At 56.1% G+C, this 12786-nt stretch carries 9 protein-coding genes; all 9 read right to left on the reverse strand.

Annotation, left to right across the window (positions count from 1 at the left end; all coding sequences use genetic code 11):
- Nucleotides 1–27: 27 nt before the first annotated feature.
- The 9 genes from AC2TCY_RS03125 to AC2TCY_RS03165 all read right to left on the reverse strand — a co-directional run bounded on the left by AC2TCY_RS03125 (nucleotide 28) and on the right by AC2TCY_RS03165 (nucleotide 12732).
- Entirely contained in the window at nucleotides 28–4524 is a 4497-nt protein-coding gene (locus tag AC2TCY_RS03125) for a MupA/Atu3671 family FMN-dependent luciferase-like monooxygenase (RefSeq protein WP_480845400.1), read from the reverse strand.
- A gap of 220 nt (nucleotides 4525–4744) precedes the next feature.
- Nucleotides 4745–5950, reverse strand: coding sequence for a glycosyltransferase family 4 protein (locus AC2TCY_RS03130; RefSeq protein WP_480845402.1), 1206 nt, complete (start codon nucleotides 5948–5950; stop codon nucleotides 4745–4747).
- Nucleotides 5951–5955: 5 nt separating this feature from the next.
- Nucleotides 5956–6690, reverse strand: coding sequence for a glycosyltransferase family 2 protein (locus tag AC2TCY_RS03135; RefSeq protein WP_480845403.1), 735 nt, complete (start codon nucleotides 6688–6690; stop codon nucleotides 5956–5958).
- A complete protein-coding gene (locus AC2TCY_RS03140) occupies nucleotides 6687–8549 on the reverse strand; it encodes a hypothetical protein (protein ID WP_480845404.1) in 1863 nt (620 codons plus the stop codon). The genes AC2TCY_RS03135 and AC2TCY_RS03140 overlap by 4 nt, the downstream gene beginning before the upstream one ends.
- Nucleotides 8549–8983, reverse strand: a complete 435-nt coding sequence (locus AC2TCY_RS03145; RefSeq protein WP_480845405.1) for a GtrA family protein — start codon at nucleotides 8981–8983, stop codon at nucleotides 8549–8551. The genes AC2TCY_RS03140 and AC2TCY_RS03145 overlap by 1 nt, the downstream gene beginning before the upstream one ends.
- Nucleotides 8980–10113 (reverse strand): NAD(P)/FAD-dependent oxidoreductase, encoded by a 1134-nt coding sequence (locus AC2TCY_RS03150; RefSeq protein WP_480845407.1) that lies wholly within the window; start codon nucleotides 10111–10113, stop codon nucleotides 8980–8982. Before AC2TCY_RS03150 ends, AC2TCY_RS03145 begins: the two co-directional genes overlap by 4 nt.
- A complete protein-coding gene (locus AC2TCY_RS03155) occupies nucleotides 10110–10922 on the reverse strand; it encodes a sugar phosphate isomerase/epimerase family protein (RefSeq protein ID WP_480845408.1) in 813 nt (270 codons plus the stop codon). The genes AC2TCY_RS03150 and AC2TCY_RS03155 overlap by 4 nt, the downstream gene beginning before the upstream one ends.
- On the reverse strand, nucleotides 10919–11692 hold the full coding sequence (locus AC2TCY_RS03160; protein WP_480845410.1) for an NAD-dependent epimerase/dehydratase family protein: 774 nt from the start codon (nucleotides 11690–11692) through the stop codon (nucleotides 10919–10921). Before AC2TCY_RS03160 ends, AC2TCY_RS03155 begins: the two co-directional genes overlap by 4 nt.
- On the reverse strand, nucleotides 11689–12732 hold the full coding sequence (locus tag AC2TCY_RS03165; RefSeq protein ID WP_480845411.1) for a hypothetical protein: 1044 nt from the start codon (nucleotides 12730–12732) through the stop codon (nucleotides 11689–11691). Before AC2TCY_RS03165 ends, AC2TCY_RS03160 begins: the two co-directional genes overlap by 4 nt.
- Nucleotides 12733–12786: the final 54 nt, after the last annotated feature.

Raw genomic sequence — 12786 nt, forward strand, 5'->3', positions numbered from 1 at the left:
CTCCATCCCCGGATGTCGCCTACTGTTTCAACGTTGTTTCGTGCGTGCAAGCCTTGCCTGCGCGCGCGCCGCCCCTCGGCTGGCGGCCCGGCTGGGTTGATTGGCTGCAACGCTTTCGGATTTCCCCAGATGCTCGGCCAGCCTGCGCACTGTCGGGAATCTGAAGATGTCGGTCACTGCGACGTCGAGCCCCAGCTTGTTCTTCAGACGTCGCCGCAGCTGCACGACCAAAAGGGAATGCCCGCCCAGATCGAAGAAGTTCACATTCACCGGCACATTGGACACGTCCAGAGCCTCGGCCCAGATGGCGGCAATACCGGCCTCGAAGTCTGTAGCGGCTGCTGCGCCTTCTTCCACCAGACCGGTCATGGGTTTCGGCAGCGCCTTGCGGTCGATTTTGCCGTTCGGCGTCAGCGGCATGGCCTCAAGGGCAACGATCTGGGACGGCAACATAAACTCGGGCAGGTTCCTGGCCAGTTCGGTCAGCAACCCGACAGTATCCGGCTGCGGCCCTGAGGGCGTTACATAGCCGATCAGGCGCGTGTCGCCGGGTCCGAATTCGACGGCGTTGACCACGGCCTGCCTTATGCCCGCAAGGGAACCCAGCGCAGTTTCAATCTCGCCCAATTCCATCCGGTAACCGCGGATCTTCACTTGATGGTCCATCCGACCAAGGAATTCCAACTGCCCGGATGCGGTGCGCCGTACCAGATCACCGGTTCGGTAAAACCGCCCGTCGCCGGTTTCTGTAAAGCGCTCAGCGGTCAGGTTGGGCCGCTTCCAGTAGCCTTCGGCAACGCCGCCACCGCCGATCCACAACTCACCTTCGACCAGATCAGGCAGCTCCCGACCTTGGGCTGATCGAATGGTCAGCGTTGTATTGGTAATGGGATCGCCGAGCGGGATCAGAGGTCCCGGATCGTCCAGCCGGGCCACAGAAGACCAGATTGTAGTCTCCGTCGGCCCATACATGTTCAAAAGCACACCGTCCGGGGCCATGGCGTCCCTGATGCTGCGGGCCAAATCGGGTGGGAAGGCTTCGCCTCCCACCATCATCACATCCAGCTGTCGCAGCGCGGCGCTTCCCGGATCGTCTGCCGCCAGAAGCGAGGCCATTGGCGGCGTGCATTGCAGATGTGTGATTTTACCGGCTGTGATCTCTTCGGCGACAGTTGCCTTTCGGTCAACGCCACCTTCTTCCTCGAGCTTCGTCATCAAGGCTTTGATGTGCGGCAGGTTCTTCAGGACGACATCTGTGTCGATGCCAAAGTCGATCAGGCAGGCGATTTCATCGACACCGACCTGTGCCAGCTGTCGCACCATTTCCCCGGCAGAATCCGGTGTACCAAACAGGCCGGAACTTCGGTAATAACGTTCGAAAGCATGGTCCAGCAGGGCGTCCAATTCGTCTTCGCTGAGCTCTTCCTTCTCGAACATCTCTTGCGGGTTCATGCCCGAGTCCCGAGATCGTTCCGCCAACAGAGGGGACGTCCACGAGGCTTTCTTCAAAAGGTCCACGGATGAACGCAGATATTGCTTCATCGGTTCCCGAGCCAGCTCGCGCACATTGTCCTCATCTTCCGAGACAAAGGTGTGCAACATCAAAACAACGTGGCCGTTTCCCGGATGGCCCGCAGCACGCCAGGCGACGCGATAGGCGCGGATTTTCTCTGCAACCTCCTCGAAGCTTTGTCCCAGAAGATGCGTCAACACTCCGCATCCGGCTTTGGCGGCCTCGGCAAAAGTTTGGGGATTGCCCGCAGCTGTCAGCCACAGAGGGATTTCGCCGCGAACCGGGCGGGGGTGGATTTCCAGCTCGACGTCCCCGCCGTCATGTCCAGGAAAACTCAGCGTTTCACCCTTCCAGAGCGAACGTAAAGTATCGATCCCCTTGACCATTTCGTCCTTTCGGTTGGCAAAAGAACTGGGGTTGAGGATGAAATCATTCGGTTGCCAACCGGAGGCCAGCGCGACACCTGCCCGGCCGTTGGACAGGTTATCGACCAACGCCCAGTCTTCGGCCACCTGAACAGGGTGGTGCAGGGGCAATACGGCCGAACCGGCCCGCAATTCGACGTTTTCGGTTATTCCCGCCAATGTGGCAGCGGCAATCGCCGGGTTGGGGTAAAGCCCGCCAAAGGCGTGAAAATGTCGTTCCGGAGTCCAGATCGCCTTGAAGCCGTTCTTGTCGGCGAACTTGGCTCCCTCAAACAGCAAGCGATAGGCGTGGTGTCCGGTGCCGGATGCCTCGGAGGCGAAGTAGAACAGCGAAAAGTCTGGCAAGACTGTCTCGCTGGCGCCATCGCTTTGCAACACCAGCGTTGCACCGCGCGACAGAATCCAGAAAATCTCGAGCACCGATATATCGAAGGAAACGGAGGTCACGCCAAACAAACGTGCACCGGGAGACAGGGGAACCATTTCATCCATGCCGGCCATGAAATTCATTACCGTGCGATGCGGAATCATCACGCCTTTGGGGCGCCCGGTAGACCCGGAGGTATAGATCAGGTTCACCAGGTCGTCAGCACGCACCCCGACATGCAGAGGTGCAGAGGCATAGTCCCGCTCGGATGCCAAGACTGATCGTTCAGAATCCAGCGCAAGTCGCGCAGCCGTCGAAGGGCTGGTGACAATCAATGCCGCTTCGCTGTCTTCAACCATATAAGCGATCCGGTCTTCGGGATAAGACGGATCAAGGGGTAGGTACGCAGCACCGGTTTTGAGAATAGCCAGCATGGCGATAATCAGGTCTGCGCTGCGTTCAAGGCACAGACCGATGATTTTACCTTGCCGCGCACCGCGAGCGATCAGTACAGCGGCCAGGGCGTTGGCTTCCTGCTCAAGCTCTTTGTAGCTTAACCGGCGATCCTGGACCTCGAGAGCGATTGCGTCCGGATTTGCCTCGGCCTGCTGGCATAACGCTTCGTGAACGCAGGCTGGGCCTTTGATGTCTTCCCCCTGTCGGTTGGCTCGCGTTACAAAGCCCAAAGGCAAACTATCCATTGCCCTTTCTTGCGAAGTCAGGAACGCATGCAGGAACTGACTGAAATCTCGCGCGATTGCAGCCAGCACATCGGGTGAGAACAGACCGGAGCGAGCCACAAGCTTTGCGGGTTGACTGCCTTGCGCTGGGAATAGGGCCAGGTCGACGGGTTCGGTTGGATTGATTGGGGTGTTGGTTCGCAGATCCAAAACAACCGACAGGGCCCGCAATGCAGTGCTGCGCTGGGCGCCCATCCGAAGCGGAAGATCTGCGGCCATGGGTGAGGTGCCGAGAGTGTCGTTCCAAACGGCACGCATGTCGCCCAGAACTTTTGCTGGACTGCTCTTTGGTTCAACTCGCAGGTGCAGCGGGCGATAGGGCGATTGAAAACGCGATGAAGGTTCAATGCAAAGTGTCAGCGACGCTCTGTCCAAACCGCTCAGACCAGTATTCCATGCTATCCAGCCTGCTGCCAATTGTTCAGCGGTGAGATCAGTTTTGCTTGCCAGAAGGTCAGCTGTCAGCGTGTCTTGCGCAACCGTCGTTTCAGCGCGGGCCGTGTGACGCGGATACGGAGGCACAGCGGCGCGCGCTGTCAGAAGTTCCTTGGCCCAACGCCGCTCGGCATCGACGACATCTGACGCAGTATTTTCGTCGGCTTTGATCGGGGGCGGCAAAACTTGACCAATTTCGATGCCGTCAAAGCGCTGTCCGGTCAGGTCCTGAACCTCGCGCAGAAGGAGATCACCATCCATGGATGAGACGGTCAGCGTGCCTTCACCGGCGGCCGCGACCTGCCCCGGAACGCCGCTGGCGGCGCCAGTGATTTCAGCACCCTGTATGGCCAATATTTGCTGCCCGGTCCAAATCTTGGGCAAGGCGATCGGGTTCTTGTAAGAGCCATGATCAAGCGCCCGTATCACCCGCATCAGGTCGGCCGCCGGTTTCCGAAAATCGAGCAGACCTTCGTTTGTGGGCCGTGTTTTTCTGGAATAGAGCTGTCCTGCTCCGGCCAGTATGATCGAAGGTTCGCTCTGTTCCTTCAGTTGTGACAACAATTCCGGGAATGTCTCAAGTGCGGCTTCGTAGCACCGGGCATTCAGGCTGAACGCGGTTTCATCCGGTGCGATATCGAATTCGCGGATCAGAAATGCCCGTTCAGCCGTCAGGCTCGAGCTCATTTTGTGCCAGGTGATCGCGTGGCGCGGTTGGCCTTCGTAGATCGACCATACAGGTACATTCAGTCCTGCCCGAGCAGGCAACGGTCCGTCATGTAAATTGATTGCCGAATATTTGGGTCTTTCGGTCAGGTTCGCAGGCAAAATTTCGGTATTGGCTATGCTGAAAAGGTAATCACATTCAATATTGTCGGCTATCTGATCCTGAGGGTTACCCAATACCGGCAAACCGCGTTCCCGGACCCAATTCACGACCTTTAAGTCCCGGGTAACAACACCGACGATTTCGCCGCCCTGGTCCAGGAAGATTTGGGCGCACTGCAACAGCAATGCTTCATTGCCACAGAATATGGCCCTCACGATGCCCTCGCTCTCTTTTCAAAAGCCGATTTTGTTCGACTCGGGTGTATGGGGAATATGTCCGAAAAATTTGTCAACAATAGGGAGATGATAACCAGTATTTGGCTTGTTTTCTGAACAAGCGTATCGGGCAAGCGCAGCTGGATTTCACTTGGAGTTCAAGCATTTTTTTGGCGTCATATTCTTCCTTGCTTTCTCATCCCAAGAGGTTTTCTGGAATCTACATCTGATTGCTTCGAAGACGATGTATGATTTCGAAATACGATTCCAATGCGACATCCTCGCGCCAGTTTTTTTCAAACCCCGCTTGGGCGTTTTTGCCAAGCGTGGCCGACTTCTCGGGGCTTTCTACAATTTCCTCAAGTTGAGTCCTGAGGTCTTCCGTGGATTGGAACAGAACCCCTCCTCCCGTGGCATTTACGATCTCGGGGTACGGGCCCAGATCTCGGGCTATTATGGGAGTACCGTCCCGGAATGCCTCCAAAACGACCAGTGGGAAGACCTCATAGCAGCGCGATGGCGTGATTGCAGCCAGTGCATCACGGTAATAGCGGCGCAGATCGTCGGGGGGCAGGCGGCCTAGAAAATGCACGTTGGGCCGACCTTTAGCAAGGCGCCGCAATTCGTCTGCGTAGTCGCCGTCGCCGGCAATCAGCAAATCTGCCGGCAGGCTGTCATCGAACGCGGGGATGACATCCTGCAAACCTTTGATCACTTCGAGCCGTCCGGCGAAAAAGAAAAATGGGCGTGAATGGATCGAGGGCAGGTCAGGCAGGTCGGGTGCGTCTGGCAGAAACGAGGGTATGACTTGTGCCGGGGCGGTGAAACCGAACCGGCGATGATTGTCCAGGCAGGACTGGCTGAGCATCAAAAACGCATCCACATTCCGGGCCGCATTCGAGACCAGATTCGTCGCGCGCCACAGCTGCGGAGGGCGCCCGTGCCGCAGGACGCACCGCAGGCACCGGCGTTCGTCGCAGATCTCACGATTGTCGCGCCACAGTATGTGCGATGGACATACCATCCAATGTTCATGAGCTGTGTGCAATTTGACGCCCGTTCCGATTTTCCAGATTCCAGGGCCGCCAATCAGGGAAATGTTGTGAAAGTGAATGACATCGAACCGGTCTGTCAGCAGCTCCTCCAGTTCGCGCTTGTGCGACAGGGGTAGCCCGGTCTGCTGCACGGCCAGCGACCCCAACAATGGAAACCGCGAACCCAGTCGATGAACAATTATGCCATCATCTTCTGGCAGCTCTGGCGTATGTCCAGACAATTGTTTGTAAGCATCCGTATCGTGGATCACTTCGACATGATGACCGCGTAACGCCAACGCCCGTGCCAGGCGTTGAACGTAAATCCCATCCCCGCCAAAATTGAACGGCGGGTAGAAAGTGGTCACCATGGCAATGCGAAGAGGGTCCATGATGCTCACCTGCGGACAGACATAAGATAATTTCGAAGGAGACAATATAACAAAGTAGCCCCATATGGCCGGATCAATTTCAGGATGCTGAAACTGGACTCACCTCCGTCTCTCTGGCGCCAATCGTTAGGTACGACCGCATATTGCCAGCCCCCCAGAACTGCTTTTAGGGACATCTCGATGGTTATATTGAACTGCCCGGCGACCAGGGGTTGCATATCATCGACAACGGCACGCCGGTAACATTTGAAGCCGTTTGTGAAGTCTCGGTATTTAGCCCTTACCAGCCAGCCGATTACAGTATTCGCGACGCGATTGATCACGCGTTTTATGGGTGGATAACCGGTCACAGTGCTGCCCGGGCCGAACCGTGCGCCAAAGGCGCAGTCGGCTCCGTCTGCAATACATGTGAAATACGCCGCGACATCAGCGGGGGAATCTGCGCCATCCGAAGTGACGACAACCAATGCGTCACCGTTGTAGACTTCAATTCCTTTTCGGATCGCAAACCCATATCCGTTGGGGCCGGAGTTATGCACCGCGCGCAGGTTGGGAAATTCCCAAACAAGCTGCTTCAAAATCTCTGCCGTGCCGTCCTGGCTGGCATCGTCAACAACGATCAGTTCGTAGCGGAACTCTGTATCGTTCAGATGTTGGCACAGATCACGGATCGTCGTTTCGATGACGTCCTCTTCATTGTAGGCGGGCATTATGACGGAAAACAGCAAGGCGTCGGTCATGATCTGCGCTCCATCAAAATGAAGGTATCGAGCTCTTCCAGGACAACGAAGTCCTTCAACAAAATTTCACCCAATGCCTGTTTCCACATCCGATACTCAATACCGTTTTCCAGCGCTGTCTGCTGTGCTGTGTTGCCGCTGATCCAGCCGACCAAGCGCCGCCATTTGTCGTCTGATGGCATTTCGGCTTGCCAACCGTCTTGCAGGTCAGCGTAATCATCGACGTTGATAACCACAATCAAACCGTTCATTTCGGCCGTCGCAGCCAAGGGATTGAGGGCATCAGAGTACAGAACATCGTAAAAGGAAAACCCGACGGGACAGATGCCAATTTCGGGTGCCATGGTCCAGATTTTCCCATAAAGGATTACGGGTCTGGTTGCGATGTCAGAAGAGGCAAGTCGTGCGGCCAGTGCTACCCGGTCCGGGCGCGCATGGCTGCGCAAGCTCTGGGTTGTCGGCCCCCGTGCCACGATTGTACCGACTTGGGCGCGGTTGGTGATCTCGTGATACAATCCCCGCAAGTTGCTTGGGATGATCCAGCGGCCCAAAGGTATGTGACTGACTGTTTGCGCGAAGGCCGCCAAAATGATCATCGCGAATCCAAATCGCCGAAGTGCTGGTGTGATCAAAAACAAGGATGCAGGACGGGCGGCAAGCCAGACCAATATCAGGGGGACAAACGGCACAGCCATATGCAGAAAGTCTGCTCTTTGCGTTGCGATCTTCAGTGTGACCACAGCAAAGACCCCAGAACCAAGCAGTAACAAGTCGCCTTCCTGTGCCGCTTTTCTAGGTATGTCCCTGAGCCCCGATCCTGTCGCTACACACGCCGCCGCCAATACGGCGAACAATGCCAGTGTGTGCAGGCTCCAGTAAAAGGCGAATTGTCCAAGCCCATTCTGGCTGGCGCGGGACATCACCTGAGCCGTCAGTTCAAGGTAAGCGGAAATGTCGCCACCCAAAGCCCATAGAGAAACACCAAACCAGCTTGCCAGAGCCACAAGGGTCACTGTAGCCATTCTGAGCAGCATAGAACGGGGGGACATCCAGCTATCAAGGGCAATGATCGCAATTGCGGATACCAGCCCGGCGATCGCGTATTCATGCGAATACCCGGCACCTAGCCCTAAGAAAACCGCCACCAATACGAGTGTTTTCGTGTCCCGTGGGTTACGGGCAAGAAATACGATCGCGAGCAAAGCAGCCAGGTATCGCCAGGCAATCCAGTTGAGCCCCAGCAGCACGTCCATCCAGAACGGCCAGAGCAGGAAGAAGACCAGCCAGCGTTTTCCGGTTTGTGGGATCAGGCGCTGCAGCAGGGCCATGATGATGAGCAACAGCAAGGCCTGCAGGCCTGTATAAAGCCCGTAATAAGTCAGAGGCGAGTACTCGGCCCCCATAAGAAAATATGCAGGGGCGATCATCAAAGGGCCGTAAAGAAACTCAAAATCCTGATACGGTACCTGCCCGCAAAACATGCGGTACAGGGGTGCGAGAAAATAGGAATCCTCTACATGAGGGCCGAAGCGAGCGATTGCTGAAGGCCAGTTGAGAAGCAGCGGAGGCAGTGTCACCACCAACCGCTCGGTCCAACGCTGCAATGCTGAGATGGCGGCTGGGCGAGCGGGGGTGACGGGTAGGATGCCTGATGGCGTACTGATCAGACTTGACGCGAGAATGGTTGACGCGGCCCAAAGAAATACAAGCACCCAAACCAGTCCAATATTATAGCCAAGTATGGCCGCGACATTTGGCAGGTTGGGGTCAGGCGGAAATAATGTGGGTACTGATGCCAGCACCGGTACCAATACGAGCAGGGCTAGAACGATAACGGCGATCTGGGCTTTCCAATTCATCAGAACACTCCCCCTGTGCCAGTATCAGAAGGCCGGTTTCTGAAGATCAACCTGCTGCAAATCAGATAACTGAGTGCAAAGGAAAGACCGGCCGCGATTCCCAATCGCACCGTCGGGTGCAGGTATGCCTGCAATCCTTGTGTTTCCAACCACCAAAGAACGGTAACGCGCACCACAAGCACCACTGCGACTCCGATAGCAAATCGTATGAAATGACCAAAGGAGGCGCGTTGGTTTTGATCGCGGAAGGTCCAGAACGTATGAACGAAGTAGTTGAAGACCATCCCGAACCCGAGGCCGACAAGAGCTGCCACAGGATCGCGAACCCCCCACACGATGATCAGAGCGCTTGCCACTGCCAGATCCAATACTAACCCGCCGCAGGCGGTTATGAAGAATCGGATCATCTGGCCAAATTCCGACAATCGGATCATGCGGCGCATCCCTTGTCGATAAACCTTGTGTCGGCTGTCGCCGCAAGACCTCCATCGCTTTGGAGCCGCTCGAAAAGGTCGTAGATATTGTCGATCTTGCCCCCCATGACCACCATCAAGCCCGAGTGGCGAGCATCCCGTTCCAGAAGGATTGGCCGGCCGTCATCGCGCTCGTTGCGCAACAGTACCGTCTTTGTTTCGTACAAGGACTTTTGCCAATGCGCATCCGACAGTGCCGGCACGTACCGGCTGGCGTCGCGAAGCATATGCAGCCAATGGCTTTGAAGCTTGTCGGTGGATTTGGGCTGCCCGGCCAGCCAGGCACGATGCGGTGTATATCGGACGTGGGTCAGCGAATAGGTGTTCTCGGCCGGAAAGGGCATGGTTGAAAAAAACGGGCCATCCATCATCGTGATGCCGTACCCAGACAGGGCCGTTGGCGGATCAATCAGTGCGACCTCGGCGATCTCGTATTTAAAGCCCAGCCGTTTCCCAAGATCGCTTTCACCGGCCAGGAGGCCATATGTGGCGTCGATCACGATTGGTGCAGAGATTTCGCCGTGCCCTTCGACGGCAACTCTGATCGGGTCGGGTTCTTGCCTGGGATGGACAGCGACAACTTTCGCATTGGTCCTGACGGTTACGCCAGCCCGGTTCAGGCGCTGTTGCAAATCTTTGCGAAGCGCATTGGCGTCAAAAGCATATTCGTTGCAACGCCAGATCTTGGCAACTTCGACCTGGTTGAAAAGCGCCATTTCTGCCGGGCTTGCCGCCTCTATGGGCGCCCCGAGGTCCGCGAACATCTTTTCAAAGCGCTGCGGCGTGATGCGCGAGCCATAGCGCGCAACGCCGTACAGCATTGAGAAATCCCCTACGACGGCATCCGGGAAATCCGAAATGAATCGCGGATACAAGGACAAGGAGCGCCGCGCTGTTTTGAAGTTTCGCGGATAGTGAAATCCGCTATGTATCCGGGCCTGGTTGACATATGACGCGCGTTCAAGCAGCCCGCTGCGTTCCTCCAGAACCACCACATGATCGGCGACCGAACGATAAAATAAGGCAAGACAAGTGCCATAAAACCCGCCACCGATTATGACGACATCGGCCTTTTCGGGATGGTCGTTCATGCGTCTACCCCATCCAGGAGACGACGCAGGAACCTCAGGCTTTCAAACAAGGGCTCAAGTGTTTCATCTGCACGCATCTCAAGCGTGACGTACCCTTTGTAGCCGGCGTTGTTCAAAGTGTCGAAGACAGCTTGGATGAAGTCGGAATGGTGTATGATCGGCCTCAAATGTGGGGCGCTGAAATGGACGTGGCGTATGAATGGCAGCGCTGATTTGAGTGCAGAAGGGTCTTCTTCAGCCATCATCATGTTGCCGGTATCCAGAACCATGCCCACGCCAGGGTGATCGACTTGCCGCACCATGGCGGCCGCTTCATCCAGACGAGTCAGAAAGTCGCAACCATAACCTGTCGCGTTGGCCTCAAGGCAGAAACACGTTCCGGTGGTTTGGGCTATTTCGCCGATCCGTTGAAAAATCGGGACAGCCGCGTTACAGGCAGCGACCAGATCCAGATTGCCGCGTTTTCGGTTGCCGGGAGAGCCAAAAACCAGAGGGCCGCAACCCAACGCCTCAGCCAGTGTCATGACGTGAGTCAGGTAATCTTCAAACGCTTTCACCTGATCCGGCTGGCCAAACATACGCAGTTCGGGTCGCCCGAATAGTAAAGCTTGCATGGAAACAACGGGCAAGTGTAGCGCGGCCCAGTTTCGGCGCACAGCAATCGCGTCCTCTGCGGTCGCAGTCGCGACATTGGCGAACACTCTGCCAGGTGCCACCTCCAATGCCTCGGCCCCGGCTTCGATCAGGTGCTGGGCAATCTCTGCGTCGTGGTCCGCAGCCCATCCAATGTTCGAAACCGCCAGCTTCATGGATGATCTCTGCGCCATTGATCTGCGAAACTGCCTATGTCTTTCAGGCAGTTTGATGCGGTTTCAAGATAAGATCCACCCTGGCCCCATACGTCGCCGTAGCGGGTTTGCATGTCGTACCGAACTGGCGGAGCGGGAAGCTCAACCACGTGTGTCTGCCCGGTCAGGTTTTGCACTATGTCCCTTACGGAAACCGGTTCTGTGGCCAGATTTACCAGCGAAAGATCAGTTTGGCAGATCCGATCAATATCCGTCTTGAGGCGATTCAAATGGTAGAACTGAAATTGCGACCGAGCATCGAAGCCGGACAAGTCCCCACCAGTGAGGGCGTCGAAGATCAGGTTTTTCTTCAACCCGATTCCGTAAAGCCCGGGCAGCCGTAGAACGCGGCAGTCTTCGAAATGTGTTTTCAGCGTGTTTTCTACGCGCAACCTATGCAACCCGTAGGCATGCAAGCCTTTGACAGGCGTTGGGCTGGTTTCGTCGACGCCAACCGGGGATTTGTAAACATCCACGGTTGAAATCAATATTAGGCGGCGAGTTTTGACCGACTCTAAAACTTGAAGCAGGGGCGCAATTCCGGCCCAGTCCGCATCCGGGTTTTGATTGGCCCACCACTTAACGGCCTGAATGCCGGCGCAGGTTACGGTGTCAAATTTCTGCCCCGCCATGTCGTGGAAATTCTTGGAATTGAACCCAATGTCATAAGAACCGGTGCCCCACAGGGTTGAGCCGACAAAACCAGTGTGCCCGATCAATGCGTTTGTCATTTGTCCTCATCCGCCCCTTCAACGTTGAGTTCGGCGCCCGCGTGATACAGATCACCGCCGCTGATTTCGGAAACTAAAACCGTATCGCGATCTCTTCGTCCCTGACGCAGCAGCTGCAGCAAGCCCAGGCAGATTGCGGCAAGAACTCCGAAATTGGCAGCAAACAGTGCAGAAAACAGGACGGCAAGCGATGCCCAGCCCGGTGCAACATCCTGCAGCACAAGCCGTGTCACAACGGCCCCAACTGTTGCCAGCAAGCTGAGAAAAGAAAGACACAGGCATAACAGCGCAAAACTGCGGACGAGCCGCTCGGAGGACAAAGAGACCAGCTCGGCACTTAGGCGCGCCTTGTCTACAAATCCTGACATGAATGGACGGCGAGGGCGGCGGCTGACAAAAATACGTTTCTGCGAGAGATGCGCGGACAGGTCGAGGATGCGGAAGAACTTCAGAATACCGCCCATCTGTTCCAGGCGGGACATGGCGGTGCGCGTCAGTACAAAAGCACGCGCCTGAAATGCTTCCATCTGCTGCCCGGTCATCAGCCGCATGGCTGAGCTCAAAACGCTGGCCATGGCCCGATCTCTACGTCGGACAAGCGAGGGATCAAATACGGCCTTTACGATATCATACTGCCCCCCGGCAATATTCTCGATCAACTGGTCGAGCTCACTTTCAGACGCAGAATCCGGCGCCATGCACATGATGTAGTCGCCGATTGCTTGATGCATCGCCTGTACAACCATGTCTTCGTAATCACTTTGACGGTCGACACTCAGGACGCGCAAATGTTCGACGTCCTGGCCGATCTGGCGCAGCCGGCTATCCCATTCCGGCGGCGGATCGGCGACGATGACAAGTAACTCATGATAGTCGAAGCGGGATTTGGCAAACCGGGACATCTGCATCAGACCCTGTTCGTCGTGCGAGATATTGCCCTCGCAGACAAGGATCAGGGAAACAAGGTTTTCACGACCAAGTTGACCATAAGCTGTCTTTTGTGCCGTGTTCTCAGGACTGATTTCACCAATCTGAGTCATGTGTTGTCCTGTGTTTCAAAGCCGAAATCTTTAAACTTTAAACGCAATGCTATT

This window comes from Ruegeria sp. HKCCD7181 (assembly GCF_057221055.1).